Source organism: Bacillus sp. B19-2 (genome assembly GCF_022832475.1).
Classification (GTDB): domain Bacteria; phylum Bacillota; class Bacilli; order Bacillales; family Bacillaceae; genus Bacillus; species Bacillus paralicheniformis.
Genome location: NZ_JALHKQ010000006.1, coordinates 20,661 through 44,082, shown reverse-complemented (window position 1 = coordinate 44,082; position 23,422 = coordinate 20,661). Strand labels below are relative to the sequence as shown.

The following is a 23,422-nucleotide window of genomic DNA, read 5'->3' as shown; positions in this document are numbered from 1 at the left end:
CAATCTCATTCTATTTACGGTCTTCAGGCTGAAAATGTTTCGTTTAAAGGCTTTCGTTTTTAAAAAAAGGCGAATCCGTAAAAAAGGATCCGCCTTTTGCTTATGAATTATATGATTTTTTTTGGCGTCTGTCATTCGAAGAACGCTTTTTATCATAGGATGAACGATTGTTCTTTCCTCTGTAACCGCCGCCGTCTCTGCGTTTTGAGGAACGGTGGTGGTGATTTTTGTTTCGCTTCGATCTGAGCGGAGCCTCTTCCGTCAAACGGACAGGCGTATTGTCCGGCTCTTTAGTCATCATTTTAATGGCAGCCGCAACAACTGTCACAGAATCATGGTCTTCCAATAATTCCGCTGCAGCCGTCATATAGAAGTTCAGGTTATTTTCCTCAATGATCGTCCGGAGGCGGTCAACCGTCACCTGCTGCTGTCCTTCAATGGCCTCATCTAGAGTCGGTGCTTTCATGCGGTCCATTTTGCGTTTTGTCGTCTGCTCGATGGCGCGCAGCATATCTTTTTCGCGCGGTGTAATGAAGGTCATCGCCATTCCTGTTTTGCCTGCGCGGCCCGTTCTTCCGATGCGGTGAACATAGCTTTCAGGGTCTTGCGGCACATCGAAGTTGTAGACGTGCGTTACCCCTGAAATATCAAGGCCGCGCGCCGCAACGTCTGTCGCAACGAGCACTTCAATTGCGCCTTGCTTAAATTTCCGGAGTGCCACCATCCGCTTCGCTTGAGTCAAATCGCCGTGGATTCCTTCAGCTGTATAGCCGCGCAGATTAAGCGCTTCTGTCAGCTCATCGACGCGGCGCTTTGTCCGGCCGAATACAATCGCCAGTTCCGGAGACTGGATGTCAAGAAGACGTGTCAGCGTATCAAACTTTTTGCGTTCATGTACTTCAAGGTAGAACTGCTGAATGTTTGATACTGTCATTTCTTTCGCTTTCACTTTCACGTGCTCCGGGTTGGTCATGAAACGTTCTGCAATCCGTTTAATCGGAGCAGGCATTGTTGCAGAAAACAGCAATGTCTGGTGCTCAGCAGGCACATTGGAAAGGATGGATTCGATATCTTCGATGAATCCCATGTTCAGCATTTCATCCGCTTCATCAAGCACAACAGTGTTCACTGTTTGAAGACGCATTGTGCGGCGGTTGATATGGTCAAGCAAACGGCCAGGTGTTCCGACGATAATATGAGGATTTTTCTTCAGCGCGCGAATCTGGCGTCCGATATCCTGTCCACCGTAAATCGGCAGCACACGAGCGCGTTTATCCTGTCCAATTTTATATAGCTCTTCAGAAACTTGAATGGCTAGTTCACGAGTAGGTGCGATAACAATGGCTTGAATGTTAGGAGACTCGGGGTCGACTTTCTCAACAAGGGGGATGCCAAATGCAGCCGTTTTTCCTGTTCCCGTTTGCGCTTGTCCGATCACATCTTTATTTGCAAGGCCGAGCGGAATCGTTTGTGCCTGAATCGGTGTTGCCTCTTCAAATCCCATACGCTTGATCGCTTTTGTGAGATCAGAACTTAATTGAAAATCTTGAAACGTTATTGTCAATGTATTCAAACTCCTTCTGCTTACTGTTTCAGTAATCGTGTTTTATCAATAAAAACTGCCCTTTGTGCAAAGGACAGGTCCATACTTATGCAAAGCCCGAATTACTTTACATGTTATATTACCATTCCGTTATACGTTTTTCAACAAGATGAGAATGAGCAGTGTGCTCTCTTGCCGGTTCGGCAGTCTCCTATGGACCTCGGGCGAAGCCGTCCGTCATCGAAATATAAAGCCCGCCCGGAGGCGTCTTTTACACATTGTAACACAGGCTTGTGCGGCTTTCGACAGCATACGCTCATTTTTTCCCTGCCAGCATCCCAGATTATTTTTTGCAGATTGCCGTTCAATTATTTATTTTTTTATGAATTCAGTCTGCGTTTTTTTGAGAAACGCCTCAACGGTTTGAAATAGGGGAACGGAGTTTTCTTCAAGGCAGACATGGTGCTTGGATTGCGGCAAGAGGCACAGCTCTTTCTCTTCGGAAGGTATGGTTTCATACAAGTAATACGCGCTTGACAGCGGCACGATTGAATCACACTCCCCCTGAACAATAAGCACAGGGATCTGGAGGTTTTTCAAAGCAGGCTTTGTCATCTTGACGAGCTTGCGGAACTGAAATGCTGAAGACACCGGTGTGCTTGTCAGCTTTTGTTTATACCTTTTGTAAAGCAGATTATCCTCAAGCTTGCCTTGCAGAGAATCTTTGATCACATTCTTCAAATCCTGGATCAGCTGTCCCGGGCTGATGTACTGGGCGGCCGCACTCAATAGGACAAGGCGGCTGACCGGATATTTTCCGGCTAAATAGGCGGCAATCATCCCGCCCATTGAAAATCCGATTAAAAATACCGTATCACACGTTTTCAACAAGCGGACGAGCTCCACTTCCGCGCAAGCGATCCATTCCTGAAAACAGACGCCTTTTAAAACCGGCATCTCCCCGTGCCCGGGCAGCGTGATCATTTCGACTTGCCAATCGGCCGTTTGTTTTAAATGAGAAGCCAGCGGTTCCAATTCATACGGTGCTCCGGTAAATCCGTGAATGCATAAACATCCTATCATGACCATTCACCCGTTTTCTTTTACTGATGATCACATAAAAAACGACTTTATGATTCAATGTTCCCTTACAAATCTTTTATAACATCCTCAAGACGCATGCCTCTGGACGCTTTGACGAGGATCAGATCCCCTGTATTCGCTTTTTCTTTCAATGTCTTTTTCAAATCGTCTTTGTTTTCCGGGTTGAAATGAAGGACGCGGTGTTCCGGAAAATGTTTAAGCGCCCCTTTTGCAATATATGCACCGAGATCTCCGTACGTAAATAAAAAGTCGATCGAGTCCGGATTGACTGCCTGCCCGATTTCTTCATGAAACACTTTTTCTCCTTCGCCGAGCTCCAGCATATCGCCGAGGACGAGCATTTTCTTACCGTATCCCTTCATCTGTTCGACAAGCTCGATCGCCGCTTTCATCGATGTCGGACTTGCATTATAGGCGTCATTAATGATCGCAACGCCGTCCGGCGTCTTCACAAGCTCAAGCCGCATTCCGGTCACTTTCAGTTTCGTCAGCCCTTCCGCAATGTGAGCCCGGCTGACATTTAGAAGGTCTCCGGCCGCAATCGCAGCTAAAGCGTTTTTGACATTATGCTTTCCGAGGACCGGGATGAAGAACCGGTTTTCGATCCCTCTGACACGGAATGCCGTGCCCTCTTCCGTCTGTGTCATATCCTCAAGCTGATAGTCGAAAGCCGGATCCTCTCCAAACGTTTTTGTCTCGTAAGGCGGCTGGTTCAGCCTTTCGGCGAGCAGCGGTTCATCTCCGACATAAATGAGTGTGCCTTCTTTTGAAAGCCCATTGACAATTTCGAGCTTTGCCTCTGCAATTCCTTCTCTTGATCCGAGTTCAAGGAGGTGCGATTCGCCAATGTTTGTGATGACTGCGATATCAGGACGCGCCAGACGAGTCAGAAAATCGATTTCTCCTTTGGCGCTCATCCCCATCTCCAAAATGGCGATTTCCGTATCTTCTGGCATCGCCAGAATCGTCAGGGGCAGGCCGATGTGATTATTGTAGTTTCCTTCTGTCTTATGCACTTTATATTCGGTGCCCAACACAGCATGAATCATGTCTTTTGTCGTCGTTTTTCCATTTGAGCCGGTCACACCGACGATTTTCACGTCGAGCTGATGCCTGTATGCCTTCGCAAGCTTCTGCAGCGCTTCCAACGTATCGTCAACTAAAATAACCGGCTTCCCTTCCGGAGGATTCGGTTCGCTCCGGTTCCAGAGCACGGCCGCGACGCCTTCCTGAAAAGCCTGCTCTGCAAAAACGTGTCCGTTGAACCGCTCGCCTGCAAGCGGAATAAACAGTTGGTCTTTCGCCAGTTTTCTCGAATCGGTTGAGACGCCTTTGACGAGACGCCCTTCAAAAGCTTCATTCGTCAAAACGCCTTCCGACATTTCAGCAATTTCTTTTACCGTTCTCGTTATCATGTATGTCCCTCTCTTTCTCCAGCAAGGAAAAGAGACACTACCACAAATAAGGATAGTGTCTGCAGCTGTATATAAGGGCGAACCGCTTCCGCGCCTTTCTCCATGAAAGCTCTCCGGATTCGGTCCGCTCCGTCCCGTTAAAATGTATGTTTGATCTGCTGTTTTTCTTCGTGCCGATCGATTGCCAAAGCGACAAGTTTTTCAATCAGTTCAGCATACTCAACCCCTGATTGCTTCCAGAGAAGCGGGAACATGCTGAACGGTGTGAATCCCGGCATCGTATTGACTTCATTGATCAGGACCCTGCCTTCGTTTGTAAGGAAAAAGTCCGCTCTCACAAGGCCTGAGCCGTCAATCGCCTGAAACGCTTTGACCGCCATGCTGCGCATTGTTTCGTATTCGTCCTCTGTCAGGGAAGCCGGAATAATCAAATCAGTGTCGCCGTCTTCGTATTTTGCTTTATAGTCATAAAAATCTTTCTTCGGAGCGATTTCCCCCGCGACTGAGCAGACAGGTTCATCATTCCCCAGAACGCCGAGTTCTATTTCGCGTCCGATGACGCCCTCTTCAACGACAATTTTCCGGTCATATTGAAATGCAAGCTCAAAGGCTTGGTCAAGCTCTTCACGGTTTCTGCATTTGCTGATCCCGACGCTTGATCCAAGGTTAGCCGGTTTTACGAAGCACGGATAACCAAGCTCAGCTTCCACTTGATCATAGCTTTCTTCTTTGGAGTGACTCCAGGTTTTTTTCACAAATGAAACGTATTTCGCCTGGTCAAGGCCTGCCTGTGCAAACAGATGCTTCATGACCACTTTATCCATACCCGCAGAGGAAGCTAAGACTCCGTTGCCCACATATGGCACATTCAATAGTTCAAGCATGCCTTGAATGGTGCCGTCTTCCCCATTCGGTCCGTGCAAAAGCGGGAAAACAACATCAATCGAGTCTTCTTTTACATCAGCTTCTCCCGGAAACATATCGCGGTTTAGCAATGCCGGAGAAAATGTCTGGCCCGTCTGTTCAAACTGAAGCATTTTCACATTTGAAACCGGTTCTGTCAGTTGCGGCCCTCTCACCCACTCGCCTTTTTCTGTTATATAAATCGGGTGTATATCAAATTTTTCAGTATCTAATGCTTTCGTGACGGCCAGCGCGGTTTGCAGAGAAACGTTATGCTCCGCTGATTTTCCGCCGTATACCAATCCTAATCTTGTCTTCAATTCGTACTCCCCCCACTGGATTCATCTTTACTATCTTATCACTTTCCCGGGAAAATGATCTAATTATTTTAATACGGTCTAAAAACAGCATATAAAAAGCATTTGTATGTAAATCCTTTTCATTTTATATTAAAATGGCATTGAAAAGGAGAGGTTGCAATTGAAAAAAATCACAACAGAAGCACAATTTAATGAACTGATCCAATCCGATAAAGAAATCATCGTCAAATTTTACGCTGACTGGTGCCCGGACTGCACACGCATGAACATGTTCATCGGAGACATTCTTGAGGCTTATCAGGAAAATGACTGGTATGAGCTGAATAAAGACGATCTTCCTGAACTTGCCGATAAGTATCAGGTCATGGGTATTCCAAGCCTGTTGATTTTCAAAAACGGTGAAAAAACGGGTCACCTTCACAGCGCAAATGCCAAAACGCCTGAAGAAGTGAACGAGTTCCTGGCTGAACATATTAGCTAATTCGTTCAAAGTCCTGATTTTTTGTCTGAACCGCCGGGCATGGGAGTACCCATGTCCTTTTTATACAAGACGGGACAGCAGCAATATTTGTTTCATAAAAGAATGAGCTTTCATTAATAATTCGACACGAGTATTTCCCGGGAAACGAAAATGTCGAAATTTCGCAAAAAGTTCTTGATTCGTTTTTTATATTCAGGTAGAATGTTTTTTGTTCCTATTTTGCAATTATTTTTTCTAGTTGTGAAGCCCTTGTCGGCTTCTTTTTTTTATATACTTTTTGGATAATAATTCATATTTTTCAATTTTGTTCAATATGATTTTAAGGATGTCTCTTTACATTCTGTAATACTATTTAGTATAATACCCTTAATTGATAATGATTATCAATATCACTAATGGTTGACGAGGTGATCACATGGCTCCTCAATTAAAGAAAGCGGTGGAAATGAGAAAGAAACAACTCATTCAGCGGCTTATCCAGCTTGGCATATATAAAAAAGAAGAGCGCCATCTTTACGAATTGTCTTTAAGCGAACTTGAAAGCGAATACCAATCCAACAAGAAAGGCGGATAATCATGTCAAAACGGAAGATTAAAACCTTTCATCAGCTTGTCGAAGAATATAAGAAAGAAATCGCCAAGAACCCGAAAGAAATGGAAGTCATTTATGACAAGATCGACCGCAGACACGAGAACCGCCTTTTGGCCATTTCTAAAGCAAAACAAACTTAAAAAAGAAGCCGCTCATTTTGAACGGCTTCTTTTTACTATTCACTGAATGCAATGCCAGCAAGCTTGCCGATTGTCGCATCATCCATCGGCGGATTGTGGAGGCCCGCCCGGACATCGCGATAGAATCTTTGGAGCGGGTTCGTTCTCGCCAGGCTCTTCGCTCCGACGACTCTCATCGCCCTGTCTACGACAGCAATAGCCGTATTCGTTACCGTATGCTTAACCGCTCCGAGCTCACCTGTCAAAAAGGCGCGGCGCTCCGGGTCATCATAAATCTCTGCGACATGATACATAAAGTGGCGGGCTTTCATGAGTTCCAAATCGATTTCGCCGATATGGCGCTGAACAGCAGGCACTTCTTTAATCGGAAATTTTAAACTGTTCGGCTGATAGTCTTTTGCAAATTGGACGGCATAATCTCTCGCTGCTTGCGCGATACCTAGATAAACAGCCGGTATATGAAGCAGCCAGCCGTTGACTTTATCCGTTCTTTTACTTGCCAACAGCTCGACAAGCATGGATTCGTCGAGACGGACATCGGTCAGCACCAAATCGTGGCTTCCCGTCCCCCTCATCGCCGCCATATCCCACGTTTCTTCTATCGCCAAGCCTTCCGCATCTTTATGGATCAAGAAAACGCCGATCGTTTGCTTCTCTTCAATCCAAGCGGTGACAAGAAAGTAGTCGAGAACCGGAGACATCGTTGTAAATGTTTTACGTCCGTTTACAATCCAGCCGCCATTCTTTTTGACTGCATGGGTTCCGGGGCGTCCTCCTCTTGTCGGGCTTCCCGTCTGCGCTTCACTTGCAGCTCTGTTGATCAGCGCGCCCTTTAATGCTTCATGTGAAATCGATGAAAACACATGCCGGTCCCAGCTGTTTCCTTCCGCCAGTTCGCCCATTACGCTTAAGTGCCAGCCGATGCTGAGAGCCGTCGGTCCGTCTCCTTTGGCAAGCCGTTCCTGAAACAAAAGCATATCGTAGACCGAAATGCCTTCTCCCCCGTAATCTTTTCCGACCGTCAGCGCTGTGTAGCCTGAATCCCGCAGCTTTTGAATATGTTCTGCGGGAAATTCGGCATGTTCGTCATAGTACGCTGCTGTTTTCTCAAATTCATCCGCCAGTTTCCCGATTTTACCGAGCCATTCCTGCTGCCTTTCCGTTTTCACAAATATTGAACACACACCGGCATCCTCCTGACCAAATTCCGATAGATTTAATAAGTATTATAGTTCGTTCCCGGCTCGTTGTGCAAATGATAGCCATGGCAAAACAAAAAAGCGCACCTTCAGCGAGGTGCGCTTTGGATTAAACGGCTTGACCGCCGCGACGGTCAACCTTCATACCGAGATAAATCAGCATGTAGGTTAAGTAGCCCATCGTGATCGTGAGGCCGCCGAAGAAGAAATCGGAAAAAAGCGGTTCTTCATATGCGGCGATTCCGGCCAGCACGACCCAGCTTCCATAAAGATACGCCATAAAGAAGCGGATGCCGTTTTTCAATTTATATAACAGAAACAAACCTGCGAGCGAAAAGAGTCCGAGCGCAAGTCTAAAATAGACAAGATGATCGAAATTAAAGGCAAAAGAAACAAATGAAAATGACAACAGCAATACAATTGGCAATGCCGTAATAAATTTTTTCATGGATGTCTCATCCCCCATTCCCTTATCCTAAAATTATAATTGAGAATAGGAAATTCACACGGTAATTACGACATATTTCACAAAAATGTCATTCCTTTTGTCACACTTTAGACAAATTATTTTATACTTTCATATCGCGTTTACAAAAGGCCCACCACGCCGCTCCGAGAAAAAACACGAGATGGAGAAAGACGATGAAGAGCGAAAACAAAGGCGTCATCCCGGCAAAAAGCGGCTTGGTCTCTCCGGCGTATTGCGTTAAATCGGTATTGGCGAACAGTAAAAATTTACCGAGCGGTTTTTCCAAATACGACATAATCGTCACAAGCATTTTGGCGCCGTACAGCACGACAATCGACACCATGATGCTGAGCGCGCTGCTTTTAAACAATGCAGAGCATAAAAACGCAAAGGAAACCATCATCCATACTTCAAACCACTGCGTCCCGATCATTGTCACCGTATTGATAAAGAGCGGCTCCGCTTTTTCGTCGAGCTTCACGCCGAAAAAGAGCAGACCGAATAATAAAGAAAATCCGTAGTAAATGATAAAAAGCCAAATGCTTGCGAGCACGCTCGTCACGTATTTTGAAACAAGAATTTTTTCTCGTCTGACAGGGCGGATCAGCAAAAATTTGATCGTCTTTTTATCATATTCAAAGGATATAATTGAAGCCGCCACCACAATCGAAAGCCCCTGCAAGAGGATATTCAGGTTTGGGGTGAATGAAAAATAGCCGATAAAATGATCCTCTGTCCCGGCGCTCATCAGGATTCTTTTCGTTATGAGCGCGAGGAGAAATTGAAAGACTGCGATCAGCGCCAGCGATACAAAAGTTACTTTTCGCTTCAGCAATTTAACATGCTCGTTTTGAATCAGTTTAAACATCAGCATTCCTCTCTTCCGTTCCATTCGTCCGCGCCATATATTCATCCTCAAGAGACTGCTTAAACGGAGCAATCGAATAGACGTCAATATGATTGGCGACAAGCTGTTGATTTAAAGCAGGAATTTGCGTTTTCGCCACCTTTACGGTAAGCAGGCCTTTTTCGGCGTGAGCTTCGTATCCCTGGTCTTTCAGCCACTGAAGCGCTTTGTCATGAGGCTGTACCTCCAGCATCGCCTTTTCCTGCTTTTCATCTGCATCATTGAGGTCGACGGTTGATTTGATTTTTCCTTGTTGAAGGATGACGACCCGATCGCACAAATCTTCCACTTCCTTCAGCAAGTGGGTCGCAAACAGGATCGCCGTTCCTTCTTCTTCGGCGAGTTCACGCAGATGTTCGCGGAAATCTTTCATTCCCGCCGGGTCCAATCCGTTCGTCGGCTCGTCCAAAATCAACAGCTTCGGCCGGTGAAGAATCGCCTGAGCGATACCGAGGCGCTGTTTCATTCCGAGCGAGTACGTTTTGACCTTGTCTTCTGCGGCATCTTCAAGACCGACCCTGCTGATCACTTCCGCCAGTCTTTCCCGCCCGATTCCAGCGTGCATATTTGCATAATGTTTCAGATTTTCATAGCCTGTCAGATACGGATAAAATTCAGGATTTTCAACGATGGCTCCGACGGACCGGATCGCTTTTTCAAATTGGCGGTCAATCGGAAAGCCGTTTATGACAATTGATCCGCTTTTCATTTTCATTAAGCCGGTGATCAATTTGATGAGGGTCGTTTTTCCCGACCCGTTCGGACCAAGCAGGCCGATGATCTCCCCTTCATCCGCCGTTAAGCGGATATCCTTTAATATCGTTTTGCCGTCTATGATTTTATCAACATTTTCTATATGTAAAACAGGCTGCTTTGTCATAGCCCCCTCCTCTTTCCCAAAAAAATAAACAGTGCCCGAAAAGGCACTGTTTGATTATATCATTTTTGAGTTACACGGACACTTCACTATGAGGGGCTTCAATTTTGCCGTGTTTCTTTTCCGTTTCGGTGACGATGACTGCACATGCTGCATCGCCTGTTGTATTGACAGCCGTACGAATCATGTCCAGAAGTCGGTCAATTCCCAATATTAGTGCAATTCCCTCGACTGGAAGGCCAACTGTTTGAAGAACCATGGCGAGCAGAATCAGTCCGACACCCGGGACACCCGCTGTTCCGATGCTGGCAAGCACTGCCGTGAGAACGACCGTCAAAAGCTGTGTGAATGTCAGGTCATAACCGTACACCTGAGCGATAAAGACTGTTGCTACCCCTTGCATAATCGCCGTTCCGTCCATGTTGATCGTAGCTCCGAGCGGCTGAACAAAACTTGAGATCGGCTCTGGAACTTTCAGCTTTCTTTGAGCGACATCCATCGAAACCGGAAGCGTCGCGTTGCTGCTGGACGTACTGAAAGCGACAAGCATAACCTCTGAAAAATCTTTAAAGAATGTGAGCGGGTTCCGCTTTGCCAGAAATGCAATCGCTGAGCCGTATGTGACGATGGTGTGGATGAACAGCGCCAGAATGACGACGATCATATAAAGTCCCATTGCTTTAATGGCGTCCCAGCCTTGGCTTCCGATCGCCCCGGCAATCAAGCCGAACGTACCGTACGGTGCGAACTTCATGACGAGATTGACGAGATACATCATTAGATCGTTACCTTGTTCAACCACTTTGAGAAGAGCGTCCGCTTTTTTGCCGAGCATCGTAATTCCGAGACCGACCAAAATGGAGAAAGCAATGATTTGCAGCATATTACCTTCAGCCATTGCCTGAACCGGGTTTGTCGGAATGATGTTCAAAAGCGTTTCGGCAATGCTTGGCGCTTTCTGTGCTGAATATTCCGCAGCGCTTGTATCATATGTTCCGATGGTTCCCGGTTTGATGACCAACGCTAAAACAAGTCCGATCATAATGGCAATTGCAGTTGTTACTAAAAAGAAAGAAATCGTTTTGGCACCGATTCTGCCCAGTTTCTTTGGATCTCCAAGTCCTGCCACCCCTAAAGTCAGAGAAAAGAAAACAATCGGTACAACGAGCATTTTAATTAAGTTAAGGAAGATCGTGCCGAGCGGCCCGAATAAAAATGTATTAAGCTTGCTGAATAAATCCGGTGAAGTGACGTTCAGTATAATACCGACGGCTGCACCGAGTAATAGAGCGATAATAATTTTTGTTGCTAACTTCATATAACATATCTCCCCTTTCCAAAAAAAGCCCATGAGAGATCTCCCATGGGCTTTTACCATTAAAATTGGTCCACATGACTCTCTTCACGTTGATGAGGTTAGCTGACGGGTTCGGACGAAGAGATGTCCGTCTTTCAGTTCGCACGGGAACAGAAAAATTCACCCCAAATGATCGGGTCCCCCACTCCTACTAAAGGATTAAACGTGTGGCGCTATTTCGTTATATAACAGTTATACCTGAAAATTCGAAATATGTAAACCAAATTTTCCGATTTACAAATATATGCTATTTTCGGGTGCCAGCTGTTCGGTTTTTCTCCTGATTTGTAACATCAAGTATATCAAGCAGGAAAACAAATATTGGAATACCGATAATTAAACCCCAAATCCCAATAAAATGTTCAGAAAAAATCAGCACGATAAACGTGAAGAAAATCGGCAGTTCCGTCTTGGCGGACATCAATTTCGGATTGAGGAAATAGGCCTCTATCGCATGGACGATCATGATGACCAATACCAGTGATACGATATAAGCGATTCCGCCGATGCTGTAGGCGATAATACTTAACGGAATAAGGGAGAGCACAACGCCTGCGACCGGAACCAGCCCGAGGAAAAACACCATGACGGCAAGGCCGAAAAGCTGAGGAAAACCCATAATCGCGAGGGCAATGGTCGTCAGTGCGCAATTGATGGTGGCGATAATAAACTGAGCCTCAAGCACCTTTCCGAACGTTCTCGTGAATTTTTTCCCAAAGTAAGCAATTTCCTCGTAGAAAATAGCTATTTTGCTCGTCTTAAATTTATCCATTAAGCTCAAGACCTTGTCTTTTTCGATCAATAAGAACATGCTGAGAACCAATGACATAACCACCTGCAGGCCAAACGCGCTAATATCCGTGATATATGTATAGATAAAGTTAAGACCTTTTTCCAAATAGGATGTCAAATTGATATCGCCGAACATACCGGTGATCATATCGAGAAAAGGAATGCTGTCAGGGTGAGAAGCGATATACTTTCCTTGTTTGATCAGCTGCTGAATCTGGGTGACGATCACGGGGTAATAGACCACACCGCCGATCGAAAGCGCGATGGCAAGAGCCGCATACAAACAGGAAATAATCAGTCTCTGGCTGACTTTAATAAAGCGGTTTAAAAAACCGCGGATCACATTTTCCAGACGGTTCATCAAAAACGTAAAGATAAATGTGAGCAATATGAGATTCATCATGCTGCGGAACAGATATAAAACTCCCGCCAATACAACAAAAACTGAAAAACGCCTGACCCCAGGATGCTGAAAAAATTTAATCAACGCTGCCATTCGGTACACTCCCACCAGTACTTTAGTCCTTAACTTTTAGCATTCAAACTTTTATAATTACAATTTGATGCATCATCTGTAAATTATATAACAAAACAGACCGGAAATCTCTTCAGAAGATCAATAATTAATAATATTTTAATATGGACGTTCGCGCGGCAGCGGTAGCATCTTCCATAAAAAGAGAGGGGCTGATGTTCAGCCCCTCTCTTCACCGCTCATTAACCGCTTCTTCTTTGGCGTCCGCCTTTTTCACCGTTTTCTTGATAGAATTCCTTGTCATGGTTACGGCTTGTCGCTTCTCCGCCTTTTTGACCGATCTCCTTGTAGAATTCTTTGTCATGGTTTTTGCTTGTGGCTTCTCCGCCCTTTTCACCGATTTCCTGGTAGAATTCTTTGTCATGATTACGGCTTGTGGCTTCTCCGCCTTTTTCGCCGATTTCCTGGTAGAATTCTTTGTCATGATTACGGCTTGTGGCTTCCCCGCCTTTTTCGCCGATTTCCTGGTAGAACTCTTTGTCATGATTTTGGCTTGTCGCTTCTCCGCCTTTTTGACCGATCTCTTGGTAGAATTCTTTATCATGGTTTTGGCTTGTTTTTTCTCCGCCTTTTCTGCCTGCTTCTTCCCTGCTCATTTTGTTGTTGTCATTATTGTTTGCCATTTTCGATTCCTCCTTTTGAAGTGTTATGGTTTTTACATTCCACATTTCAAAAAGAGTAAACACTAATAGCACATTCACGAAAGAGTCCGGGAATCATGCGATTGTCCGCTGCCCTTTATCGCCCATTCCGGTACCGGAGCCGGCGCATTGTTCTGCAGCGTCTTAGATATCTCGGCAGGCTCTTCAAACAGCGTAATGTTGATGGATTCGAACGTGCCTTTCTGATTTGTTCTTTCATATATAGCATCATGATGTTCCGCCATAAAGTTCAAATAATCTCGCTTCGATTTCCAAAGCACGAGGACGACGGCTTCCGGCCCGTCTTCTGTTTCCATCCATCCGCCCCACTGCCTGATGAATCCGCTGACGTATTGCAGCGGGGCCCATTTGGCCTGCGCCTCGCTGAACGCTTGAAGCTGCTGTTCGGCTGATTTGCACCGTATCAGCTTCAGCACATTCCCTTCCGCGAAAGCGACGGTTTCCGCATTCGTTTTTTCTATACAAAGGTTAACCGACCTTACATGAGCGCGCGTCCGGTGAATGACACCTTTCGGAATCAGCAGGGAATCGTTCGCTTTCAGAACTTCTGTAGGACGGTCCTGAAAATCGATCAACAGCTCTCCTTCCAAAACAATAAACAGCTCATCTGAGCCGGGATGGAAATGCCATACGTATTCGCCCTCCAAAACAGCAATTCGCATACAATGGTCGTTCACTTCCGAAACGGAAAAATTGGCGTGCTTTTCTGTGACTTTCTTTGTCAATTCAAGAAGATTCGTTTTGCGATCCATCAGCTTCCCCCACTTTTGATTTGATTTTCTCCCGAACTTATTTTACCATTTGACTTTTGAGCGTGCGCCTTTTAAAGTGTTGGATATTGGTGAAAAAACGGTTTGAACCTATAGAAGAGGTGTACATCATGCAAAATCAAAACGGAAAAGCTTCAGGGCTTTTGCCGCTGTTTTTATTTGTTTGTTTATTCGTTGGATCAGGCTTGATCACAGGCGACTTTTACAGCCTGCCAATCGTGGCCGCGGCGCTTGCGGCATCGGTTGTCTCACTGGCGATGAATCGCAAGGAGAAGCTCAGCCAAAAGACGGAGTGGTTTGCGAAAGGCGCCGGACACCCCGATATTATGATCATGGTGATGATCTTTATTTTGGCCGGCGCGTTTTCATCTGCCGCAAAGGCGATGGGGGCCGTCGAATCAACCGTTAATCTCGCGCTTTCGTTTGTACCGGGGCAGTTTATGGTTGCCGGTTTATTTATCATCGCTGCGTTTATCTCTGTGTCGATGGGCACGTCAACCGGAACGATTGCTGCGCTCGCTCCGATCGCTGCGGGGATCAGCGCTGAGATCGGCGTTCCTGCGGCCTATTCGGTTGCTGCGGTTGTAGGGGGCGCGATGTTCGGTGATAACTTATCATTTATTTCCGATACGACCATTGCCGCTGTCCGCACACAAAAGACGAAAATGTCGGACAAGTTTAAAACGAATTTCCTGATCGTTCTGCCAGCCGCGGTTGCGACAGTCATCCTGCTGATGGTGTTTTCAGCCGGAGGCCATCCCGGCGCACAAGCCGGGACTTACAGCTGGGTGAAGGTGCTGCCGTATCTCGGGGTTCTGATATTCGCCCTTCTCGGGTTTAATGTTATGGCCGTTATTTTCGGCGGGATCGTGTTAGCCGGGGTGATCGGAATTTCCGACGGAAGCCTGACGCTTCATACGTATTTAACAGCGATCACCGAAGGCATCGGCGGGATGTCCGAACTGATCATTTTATCGCTTCTGATTGGCGGAATGGCTGAAATGATGAAGCGAAACGGCGGGATCGCATTTCTCCTTCAATTTGTATCGCGGAGAATCCGTTCAAAAAAAGGAGCGGAAGCGGGCATTGCCGGCCTTGTCAGCGCGGCAAACCTGGCGACGGCCAACAATACGATTGCCATCATTACAGCGGGGCCGCTGGCAAAAGATTTATCCGACCGGTACGGAATCGACAACCGGAAATCGGCGAGCATCCTCGATATCTTTTCCTGTGTTGTTCAAGGATTGATTCCTTACGGCGCGCAAATGCTGTCAGCTGCACAAATCGCGAAAATATCGCCTGTCAGCATTCTTCCTTATTCTTTTTATCCGATTTTGATCGGCGTTTGCGGCATATGCGCGATTATGTTCAGACTGCCTCGCTTTACGGAAAAAGCGTAACGCCACATGAGAAAGGCTGCCGTTATCAGACGGCAGCCTTTTATCACTCTGTTTCTGCGGTGTCCAGCTCCGCAAGCCTGTCCATGATCCTCCGCTTTTTATACATCATCATCCCTGTTTCGGCAACGCCGTTCACCATTGAACGATTTGAGATTGCGCCAAAGAGGATGCCTGCGACAGGCACCATTTGAAACAGCTTTTTCCATCCGAAAGAATCGCGGTATGTATAAACAACCTCCCGCCAGCCTTGAATTTGCGAAATCATATTTTCCCGGGAGCGAGACTGTAGATGGTAGCGGCTGAGTTCCTGAATGATCGCTCTTTTCCCGACAATATCAGCAGCGCTGAGCTGCAGGCATTTAATAATGAACATCCGCTCCGTTTTTTCTTTAGGATCGTAGCCGTAAGACACCGCGATGTCCTGCAATGTCTTCAATGAAAGGCCGAGGATTGCGGGAATATCGACGGCAAGCGTGAACAAGCCGCCCACACCGGTTGTCGCTCCTTGGACAGCCGCGGTATTCGCCCTGTTTTTCCCGAGGTTTTCACACATTTGATCCATCACTTCCAAAGGAGCCCTTTGAATATCTTCGACCGTTTCGATTGTTTCATCCGGCAGCTTTTTTTGAAACTGGCGGATCAAATGCTTTTCGGACGTCAAATATTGGCCTCCGTTTTGAATAAAGCCGCCGATTTCGTCGAGCAAGAGACCGATTTTATCTTGAATGAATGCCGGCGTAAGCTTGTCCAGAACTTTAAACGGCAGCCGGCCGATCCTTTCCCAAAACCACGCTTTCTGCTGTTCTTTTTCCCATTTTTCAATTTTTTTCAGTTCGTTTTCCAAATCTGTTTTATCGTAGCGCACAGAAGGTTCGCCCTCTCAATCGTGTTTTTTTATAGTATACAATGATTCACTTTATGAATCCGTGTTTTTTGATCGGCAGCTGGCGGGTAAACCCTTACGTAAAAGGAGGAATGATCAAATGCCATGGTCAATGGAAGACTATCCCGCTTCATTGAAACATTTGGACAAACCGGTAAAAAAGAAAGCCATTGAAATTGCGAATGCGATGGTAGACGAAGGATACGACGAAAGCAGGGCGATTCCGATTGCGACGAGTCAGGCGAAGGAATGGGCGGATAACAGAAGCAAAAGCGAACTCAAATCCTATGCGGAGGAAGCCGATGAAACGGAACGCGGTGACAGCGGTTCGAGCAGCAGGCCGGAGCTTGCGGAAAAGTGCGAGCATGTCATTAAACACAAAAAAGGCTGGGCAGTCAAAGCCGAAGACGCTAAGCGGGCCAGCGAAGTAAAGGATACAAAAGCAGAAGCCGTCGAACGGGCGAAAGAAATCGCCGAAAACAAAGGCACCGCCGTCATCGTCCATAAAAAAGACGGCAGTGTGCAGCGGAAGATCAGGATGAATTAGCGAGGCGCTCCGTTTTTGGAGCGTCTTACTTTTTCCCCGCCAACTCCAATACAGCATCAGCTGCTTTTTGATAGCCGCCGGCATCGCGGAGCGAGCGGCCGATATTGGCGGCGCCGTCTTTATAGGAGCGGTTTTTAAGCATCTCGTCAATCGTTTTTTGTAAAACAGCCGGAGAAAGTTCATTTTTATCCAGCTTGATCCCGGCGCCTGTACGTTCCACCTGACCTGCGACGAAAAACTGGTCTGCACCCATCGGGATGACGATGAGCGGCGTATCAAAGTACAGGCCTTCATTTGTACTGTTCATGCCGCCGTGGGTGACAAATGCATCGGCTTTTTTCAAAACCTCCAATTGCGGGATATACGGCCTCACGATAAAATGATCCGGTATGGTGCCGAGATCCGCGGGGTCCGTTGATTTCCCGACAGCCATAACCACCTTGCCGTCAAAGTCTTTCAGCGCTTCGATACACATATGATACAGTTCTTTTTGCTGATTAAAGATTGTGCCCATCGAGATCACGATGACGGTTTCCCCCTCCAGCTCAGCGAACGGAAAGCTGCCTGGGTCCTGCCTGCTCGTAATTGACGGCCCGACAAACAAATAGTCATTGCCAAATCGTTCGGCATGAGGCTGAAACTCCCTGGAGGTAAAGACAATCGTAATATCCCCCGGACAGGAGAACACGTCAAACGGCTTATCGAGGCTGACGGGATACCGCTCACTTAATTCGCCGAGGGATTGCTTCAATTTTTCAAAATACGGCGAGCTTTCAAGGTCGCCTTGCAGGGTAAACGTTTTTGCAAACGTCTCGTCCATTGCAAATGTCGTACATAACGAAACGCTCGGCAGCCCAAGTATTTCAGCAATGATTTTCCCCGCCAAAAAGTGATGGTCATATATTACATAATCATAAGACTCGCTCCTGACTTCCCGGTAGATGAGCTGAACGATCTCATCGACTTTACCCGACATATTGTAAACCAACTCGGCAAAGTCCCTCTTTTCTTTTTCCTTCCCTGGTGATAAAGCCTCTCTGAAATCCGGGTATAAACGGACTTCCGCGCCTGTTTTTTTAATTTTTTCAGCGTATTCCTCAACTGCATAATATACGATGCTTTCTCCTCGTCTTTGCAGCTCCTTTGTGACGCCAAGAGAAGGATTGATGTGCCCCTCCCCCGGGAAATTGATCATCAGTACATGTCCCATCACAGATCTTCCTTTCTCATACGAAAATTTATATAAGGAAATTTACTACAAAAAGACAAATGAAGTAAAGAAATTTAATTAAGTTAATAATACATAAACATAACTATATGACCATTTGTCTGTTTCTGCATATCTTTCCTTTAAATTTTTTTGCCATGCAAATGAGCGTATATCATTAGAGAAAACAGGCTCTTTATTACTTGACAGCCCAAATCGGAAGACGATTTTCCTTTTTTTAAAAGCAAATTAAAACACGGCCGATCGAGGCACAATACATCATAAGAAACAACCTACGGAGGTTTTGCCATGGATACGAAAGCAACCAGGATCGAAAAGGATTTTCTAGGCGAAAAGGAAGTTCCGGCTGACGCCTATTACGGCGTACAAACCATGAGGGCCGTGGAGAACTTTCCGATTACAGGCTATCGGATTGATGAAGAGCTGATTAAAGCTTTGGCAATGGTCAAAAAAGCGGCTGCTCTCGCCAATATGGATATTAAACGTTTATATAAAGAGCTCGGCGAAGTCATTGTAAAAGCGGCCGGCGAAATAGCGGAAGGGCTCTGGCACGATCATTTTATTGTCGACCCCATTCAAGGCGGCGCCGGCACTTCAATGAATATGAATACAAATGAAGTGATCGCAAACAGAGGTTTGGAGCTTTTAGGAAAAGAAAAAGGTGATTACTTCCATTTAAGCCCGAACACGCATGTCAATATGGCCCAATCTACAAATGATGTGTTTCCGACAGCCATTCATCTGGCCACATTGAATCACTTAAGACAGCTCATATCGACGATGGAGCATATGCTGGATGCCTTCCGCAAAAAAGCGGAGGAGTTCGATTCCGTTATTAAAATGGGCCGCACCCATCTTCAGGATGCTGTTCCGATCAGGCTCGGCCAGGAATTCGAAGCCTATTCCCGGGTGATCGAACGCGATATTCAGCGGATCAAGCAGTCGCAGCATCATCTCTATGAAGTCAATATGGGAGCCACCGCAGTCGGCACAGGTTTAAACGCCGATCCGAGATATATTCAAAGCGTTGTCGCACACCTGTCAGATATCAGCGGCTATCAGCTGACAGGCGCAGACCATCTTGTCGATGCCACACAAAACACGGATGCCTACACAGAAGTATCGGCTGCTTTGAAAGTTGGCATGATGAACATGTCCAAGATTGCCAACGATTTGCGTTTAATGGCGTCAGGCCCGAGGGCGGGACTTGCCGAGATCCGGCTGCCGCCCCGCCAGCCCGGCTCCTCCATCATGCCCGGCAAAGTAAATCCGGTGATGCCTGAGCTGATGAACCAGATCGCATTTCAAGTGATCGGCAACGATCATACCATCTGCCTTGCATCAGAGGCGGGGCAGCTTGAGTTAAACGTGATGGAGCCCGTCCTCGTCTTTAATTTGCTTCAGTCGATTAAAATCATGAACAACGGATTTCGCGTATTTACCGATTACTGCATCACCGGGATTGAAGCGAATGAGATCAGGCTGAAAGAATTCGTCGAAAAAAGCGTAGGAACGATTACGGCCGTTAATCCGCACCTCGGCTATGAAGCTGCCGCACGAATTGCGAAAGAAGCGATTGCCACAGGACAATCCGTGCGCGAGCTGTGTTTGCTCCACGATGTTTTGACAGAGGAAGAATTGGATCTCATTCTCGATCCGTATGAAATGACACACCCTGGCATCGCAGGCGCTTCGCTTCTCGAGGATTAGCCATCCGTCTTTCTCAATATGCTTTCAAGCGTTTATAGACGCCCGAGACGGGCTAAACATTTAATATAAATCAATTGAAAGAGGTGGAAAGACAATGTTAGGATTTCTCGTTTCTTTAATTGTTGCGATTGTCATTGGTTTGATCGGAGGTGCAATCGGAGGCAGCGGCGCTCCCGGCGGATGGATCGGCTCCATGGTTGTCGGCTTTGTCGGAGCTTGGATCGGCCATGGACTGTTCGGAACGTGGGGGCCTGATATTGCGGGATTCGCCATCTTTCCGGCGATTATCGGAGCCGCAATTCTCGTCTTCATTTTAAACCTGATCTTCCGCGGAAGAATGGGTTCTCAGGCCTAATATCCGGCCAGCATCGCCCGAAAGCGGTGCTGGTTTTTTTGTTTGGGCGAAACCGTTCGCGCATATACTATAGCATCTTATGGTTGACAATTGATCATCGCGGGCATATGATGATCATATAAATTTGCACTAAGGAAACTTTTATGTACAAGGAAAAACAACTGAGAATCTAGGTGAATCAAATGGTCAGTCACGATTTGTCCAAACACTCGCAAATATCAAAAGAAGCTCAAGATGCACTGGACGGAAAAAGCAAAGGCTTCAAAAGGCTGCTCCCTTTTTTGGGTCCGGCGTTTATCGCGGCTATAGCTTATATTGATCCCGGCAATTTCGCCACCAATATCGCGGCTGGTTCGAAATACGGCTACTTGCTTTTATGGGTGATTCTTTTTTCAAATATTATGGCTTTGCTGATTCAGTCGCTGTCTGCCAAGCTCGGAATTGCAACGGGTAAAAATCTGCCCGAAGTCGCCCGGGAAGAATTCCCTAAACCGGTCTCCATCGGCTTGTGGATTCAGGGAGAGCTTGTCGTGATCGCGACCGACTTGGCCGAATTTATCGGAGCTGCTCTCGGTCTCTACTTGCTGTTCGGTATACCGATGCTTGAAGCATCGATTATTGCAGCCGCCGGATCTTTCGCGATTTTGGAACTGCAAAGGCGCGGCGTCAGGCCGCTTGAAGCAGCGATAACAGGAATGCTGTTCATCGTCGTGATCGCTTTTGCCTTTCAAACCTTTTTTGCAAAACCTGATATCGGTTCGGTTTTGGAGGGCATGTTTATTCCCCGCTTCGATGGTGCAGACAGCATCCTGCTGGCGGCGGGAATCTTGGGAGCGACCGTGATGCCGCATGCCATCTATCTTCATTCCGCTCTCACACAGCGAAGAGTGGTCGGAAAAACGGAAGCGGAAAAGAAAAAGATATTCCGGTTTGAGTTCATCGACATTTTGATCGCCATGCTGATTGCCGGAGCAATCAATGCGAGCATGCTGATCGTCGCCGCTGCACTGTTTTATAAGAACGGCATTTTTGTCGAAGACCTTGATGTGGCCTTCAGCCACTTCAGCAGCATGGTCAGTCCGCTTTCCGCGGTACTGTTCGGCGTCGGCCTGTTAATCGCCGGTTTATCGAGTTCGTCTGTCGGAACGCTTTCAGGAGATATTATCATGCAAGGCTTCATTAATTTCAGGATTCCGCTTTATTTAAGACGGTTCATTACGATTTTGCCGCCTATCGCTATTATTGCTTCAGGGGTGAATCCGACAACCGCTCTTGTCTTGAGTCAGGTCGTCCTGTCATTCGGCATCGCCTTTGCCCTTATCCCGCTTATCTTATTTACGAGCAATAAACGCATTATGGGGAGCCTGAAAAATGCGAAGTGGATAACAGCCGTCTCATGGCTAATCGCCGCCTTAATCGTCGCCCTTAATATTTTCTTGATTTACGATACATTTTCTGGTTAAAAGCCGGCCTCGGTCGGCTTTTTTATATTATACTGAAGAAAAGGGGGATTCTGGATGTTTAAATTAATGGTGCGTGATGATCTTTATTTGAAAATGCTCGAACCAAAAGATGCCAAAGCCGTTTATATGCAGATCCAGCAGTCTAAAGATGTGTTGCGGAAATGGCTGTTTTGGGTGGACGGCACAAAGCAGCTGGAGGATACCGAAGCTTTTATTGAAGAAAGCATGAAACAGGCCGCTGCGAACAACGGGTTTCAGGCGGGAATATGGCATCAAGGCCATTTTGCCGGAATCATCGGGCTCCATTATATTAATTGGATCAACCGTACGACTTCGATTGGCTATTGGCTGGGGGAGCCTTTTCAAGGAAAAGGGATGATGACTGATGCCTGCCGGGCGCTGATCGACACGCTTTTCAACGAATACGATTTAAACCGAGTTGAAATCAGAGCCGCTGTTCAAAACGTAAAAAGCCAGGCGATTCCGGAAAGGCTCGGCTTCACGAAAGAAGGCTGCCTCAGACAATGCGAGTGGCTCCACGATCACTTCGCCGACCATTTCGTATACGGGCTCCTGAAGGAGGAATACCTCGCCCGCAGCAAATGAGTCCGGGATTTGTCACACGCATTTCACACTGCAATCTGTTATGATAGATAAAAAAATATGGAGTTTTGATCATGAGAGTATTTATACTGTTTTACTTATGGATTGTCCCGCTCGTCATCGGGCTGATATTTTTTCGGGTGACCCAACGGACAAGCTTTAAAAAAAGGTTTTATCCAGGCTATATCATGATCGGTCTTGCTGCGGCTGTATTTGCCGTCTGTTACCTGATCGGACAGCCTTATCTCGGGAATTTCTTCGGCGGTACAATGCTGTTCGGCACCCTGCTGCCGTTCATGGCTGCCGCAATGAAGAAAAAGAAATAACGAATCTCAAAAACCCCGGCATGTTTTGGGAAAGCCGGGGTTTTTGATCACTTATTTTCTCTGTTTGCACCAAAACCCGCTGATTCACAAACCGATTTTCAGACGACTGGGCTTTATTTGTTCACTAAATCAACGTCGATCACCTGATAGAAAGCGTTTTCAGTATCAGCTACATCCCAAACGGCCAATATGACATGATACCCGGAGCGGTCTTCTGGAATGTAAATTTGGTGAGATAAATGGCGAGATGCAGGGGAACCATCATGCGGCACGGTTCCAATCCGTTCGAAATCTGCACGCTTAAGCGGTTTGTCAGGATCCCAGCCTTTTTTGGTGATATAGTAGTGCCATTGGCTGGTGTTGTGGGGGGCGGTATATGTCCAGGTAAAGGTGTGTTCCCCGCCGGTCATAATATGTTTAAACCAGCGATTTTCCGACTGTTGATCAAGAATCCCGCCGAACAGTCCGCCCGCGGATGCTATTTGTCCGTCTGCCGGGCCGTCATGGGGAAACCCTTTTTTCGCTTCCAGGCTTTGTGGCTCATACATCACGCTTCCGCAGTTCAGATTGAGAAGTCCGTAAGCCTCACTGCACAGAGCCGCTCTGCTCCCCGGTTTTTCGACAAAACCATGAGCGAAGGCTTGCTGAGGAACGATTGACATCAACAGCAATCCGGCTGCTAGTATGAAAGCTGTACTGAAGGTACTTTTCATAACATAATCCACGTTTCAATCCCCTCTCTTTTTATCGTGTTGAGACGGGTTTTGATGCAAAAAGAAAAAACGCGGACATTCCAATACTATCCATCAAATTTTAACATCTGAACATGATAAAGCCAAGG

Annotated in this window: 23 protein-coding genes, 3 pseudogenes and 1 riboswitch; of the genes and pseudogenes, 10 read left to right on the top strand and 16 right to left on the bottom strand. The window is 46.6% G+C overall.

The genetic code is table 11. From position 1 onward, the window contains the following. Positions 1-100: 100 nt before the first annotated feature. The 4 genes from cshA to MST20_RS19170 form a co-directional block, all read right to left on the bottom strand. A complete protein-coding gene (gene cshA / locus MST20_RS19185; RefSeq protein ID WP_243944255.1) occupies positions 101-1,564 on the bottom strand; it encodes a degradosome RNA helicase CshA in 1,464 nt (487 codons plus the stop codon). A 351-nt stretch (positions 1,565-1,915) separates the two neighbouring features. Then, a complete protein-coding gene (locus MST20_RS19180; RefSeq protein WP_243944253.1) occupies positions 1,916-2,626 on the bottom strand; it encodes an alpha/beta hydrolase in 711 nt (236 codons plus the stop codon). A gap of 65 nt (positions 2,627-2,691) precedes the next feature. Next, positions 2,692-4,062 carry a UDP-N-acetylmuramoyl-tripeptide--D-alanyl-D-alanine ligase gene (locus MST20_RS19175; protein WP_243944251.1) on the bottom strand — a complete coding sequence of 457 codons (1,371 nt, stop codon included), beginning with the start codon at positions 4,060-4,062 and terminating at the stop codon, positions 2,692-2,694. Between the two features lie 137 nt (positions 4,063-4,199). Then, complete coding sequence (locus tag MST20_RS19170; RefSeq protein WP_023857873.1) at positions 4,200-5,285, bottom strand: D-alanine--D-alanine ligase; 1,086 nt, start codon at positions 5,283-5,285, stop codon at positions 4,200-4,202. Between the two features lie 160 nt (positions 5,286-5,445). Between MST20_RS19170 and MST20_RS19165 the strand changes: the two genes are divergently transcribed. From MST20_RS19165 to fbpB, 3 genes are all read left to right on the top strand, one after another. After that, positions 5,446-5,766 (top strand): thioredoxin family protein, encoded by a 321-nt coding sequence (locus MST20_RS19165; RefSeq protein ID WP_003179104.1) that lies wholly within the window; start codon positions 5,446-5,448, stop codon positions 5,764-5,766. A gap of 415 nt (positions 5,767-6,181) precedes the next feature. Then, entirely contained in the window at positions 6,182-6,340 is a 159-nt protein-coding gene (fbpA, locus tag MST20_RS19160) for a Fur-regulated basic protein FbpA (protein ID WP_023857875.1), read from the top strand. A 2-nt stretch (positions 6,341-6,342) separates the two neighbouring features. Next, complete coding sequence (gene fbpB, locus MST20_RS19155; protein WP_003179099.1) at positions 6,343-6,498, top strand: Fur-regulated basic protein FbpB; 156 nt, start codon at positions 6,343-6,345, stop codon at positions 6,496-6,498. 35 nt (positions 6,499-6,533) lie between these two features. On the opposite strand, the gene MST20_RS19150 is transcribed toward fbpB, so the two are convergent. The 9 genes and pseudogenes from MST20_RS19150 to MST20_RS21295 form a co-directional block, all read right to left on the bottom strand. After that, positions 6,534-7,682, bottom strand: coding sequence for an acyl-CoA dehydrogenase family protein (locus tag MST20_RS19150; RefSeq protein ID WP_243944249.1), 1,149 nt, complete (start codon positions 7,680-7,682; stop codon positions 6,534-6,536). Between the two features lie 124 nt (positions 7,683-7,806). Continuing rightward, positions 7,807-8,145 carry a hypothetical protein gene (locus MST20_RS19145; protein WP_243944247.1) on the bottom strand — a complete coding sequence of 113 codons (339 nt, stop codon included), beginning with the start codon at positions 8,143-8,145 and terminating at the stop codon, positions 7,807-7,809. Positions 8,146-8,266: 121 nt separating this feature from the next. After that, entirely contained in the window at positions 8,267-9,034 is a 768-nt protein-coding gene (locus MST20_RS19140; protein WP_243944245.1) for an ABC transporter permease, read from the bottom strand. Continuing rightward, positions 9,027-9,953 (bottom strand): ABC transporter ATP-binding protein, encoded by a 927-nt coding sequence (locus MST20_RS19135; protein ID WP_243944243.1) that lies wholly within the window; start codon positions 9,951-9,953, stop codon positions 9,027-9,029. Before MST20_RS19135 ends, MST20_RS19140 begins: the two co-directional genes overlap by 8 nt. 70 nt (positions 9,954-10,023) lie before the next feature. Beyond that, entirely contained in the window at positions 10,024-11,268 is a 1,245-nt protein-coding gene (locus MST20_RS19130; RefSeq protein ID WP_243944241.1) for a dicarboxylate/amino acid:cation symporter, read from the bottom strand. A 73-nt stretch (positions 11,269-11,341) separates the two neighbouring features. After that, a riboswitch (cyclic di-AMP (ydaO/yuaA leader) is annotated at positions 11,342-11,483 on the bottom strand. Between the two features lie 71 nt (positions 11,484-11,554). Then, positions 11,555-12,595, bottom strand: a complete 1,041-nt coding sequence (locus MST20_RS19125) for an AI-2E family transporter (protein WP_243944239.1) — start codon at positions 12,593-12,595, stop codon at positions 11,555-11,557. Positions 12,596-12,816: 221 nt separating this feature from the next. Then, positions 12,817-13,257, bottom strand: a complete 441-nt coding sequence (gene gsiB / locus MST20_RS19120; protein WP_106071083.1) for a glucose starvation-inducible protein GsiB — start codon at positions 13,255-13,257, stop codon at positions 12,817-12,819. 74 nt (positions 13,258-13,331) lie between these two features. Beyond that, a pseudogene (locus MST20_RS21300) lies at positions 13,332-13,697 on the bottom strand (YdbC family protein); the annotation flags it as partial. Positions 13,698-13,718: 21 nt separating this feature from the next. Continuing rightward, a pseudogene (locus MST20_RS21295) lies at positions 13,719-14,048 on the bottom strand (cupin domain-containing protein); the annotation flags it as partial. A 128-nt stretch (positions 14,049-14,176) separates the two neighbouring features. Here MST20_RS21295 and MST20_RS19110 point away from each other — a divergent pair. After that, positions 14,177-15,466, top strand: a complete 1,290-nt coding sequence (locus tag MST20_RS19110) for a Na+/H+ antiporter NhaC family protein (protein ID WP_243944235.1) — start codon at positions 14,177-14,179, stop codon at positions 15,464-15,466. Positions 15,467-15,509: 43 nt separating this feature from the next. Here MST20_RS19110 and MST20_RS19105 read toward each other — a convergent pair whose 3' ends face one another. Further along, complete coding sequence (locus tag MST20_RS19105) at positions 15,510-16,331, bottom strand: EcsC family protein (protein WP_243944234.1); 822 nt, start codon at positions 16,329-16,331, stop codon at positions 15,510-15,512. Between the two features lie 118 nt (positions 16,332-16,449). Here MST20_RS19105 and MST20_RS19100 point away from each other — a divergent pair, with 118 nt between their 5' ends. Then, positions 16,450-16,896: a DUF2188 domain-containing protein gene (locus MST20_RS19100; protein WP_243944232.1), complete on the top strand. Its 447-nt coding sequence runs from the start codon at positions 16,450-16,452 to the stop codon at positions 16,894-16,896. Between the two features lie 25 nt (positions 16,897-16,921). Here MST20_RS19100 and MST20_RS19095 read toward each other — a convergent pair whose 3' ends face one another. Beyond that, a complete protein-coding gene (locus MST20_RS19095) occupies positions 16,922-18,106 on the bottom strand; it encodes a macrolide family glycosyltransferase (RefSeq protein WP_243944231.1) in 1,185 nt (394 codons plus the stop codon). Between the two features lie 306 nt (positions 18,107-18,412). On the opposite strand from MST20_RS19095, the gene aspA reads away from it, so the two are divergent. From aspA to MST20_RS19070, 5 genes are all read left to right on the top strand, one after another. Then, positions 18,413-19,834, top strand: coding sequence for an aspartate ammonia-lyase (gene aspA / locus MST20_RS19090; RefSeq protein WP_243944230.1), 1,422 nt, complete (start codon positions 18,413-18,415; stop codon positions 19,832-19,834). Between the two features lie 94 nt (positions 19,835-19,928). Next, a complete protein-coding gene (locus MST20_RS19085) occupies positions 19,929-20,189 on the top strand; it encodes a GlsB/YeaQ/YmgE family stress response membrane protein (protein ID WP_075753944.1) in 261 nt (86 codons plus the stop codon). 182 nt (positions 20,190-20,371) lie between these two features. After that, positions 20,372-21,652, top strand: coding sequence for an Nramp family divalent metal transporter (locus MST20_RS19080; protein WP_243944229.1), 1,281 nt, complete (start codon positions 20,372-20,374; stop codon positions 21,650-21,652). A 54-nt stretch (positions 21,653-21,706) separates the two neighbouring features. Then, positions 21,707-22,258 (top strand): GNAT family N-acetyltransferase, encoded by a 552-nt coding sequence (locus MST20_RS19075; RefSeq protein ID WP_243944228.1) that lies wholly within the window; start codon positions 21,707-21,709, stop codon positions 22,256-22,258. Between the two features lie 71 nt (positions 22,259-22,329). Beyond that, positions 22,330-22,581: a hypothetical protein gene (locus MST20_RS19070; RefSeq protein WP_243944227.1), complete on the top strand. Its 252-nt coding sequence runs from the start codon at positions 22,330-22,332 to the stop codon at positions 22,579-22,581. Positions 22,582-22,700: 119 nt separating this feature from the next. Here MST20_RS19070 and MST20_RS19065 read toward each other — a convergent pair. Continuing rightward, positions 22,701-23,294 (bottom strand): annotated as a pseudogene (locus MST20_RS19065) (lytic polysaccharide monooxygenase auxiliary activity family 9 protein); the annotation flags it as partial. Positions 23,295-23,422 lie beyond the last annotated feature (128 nt).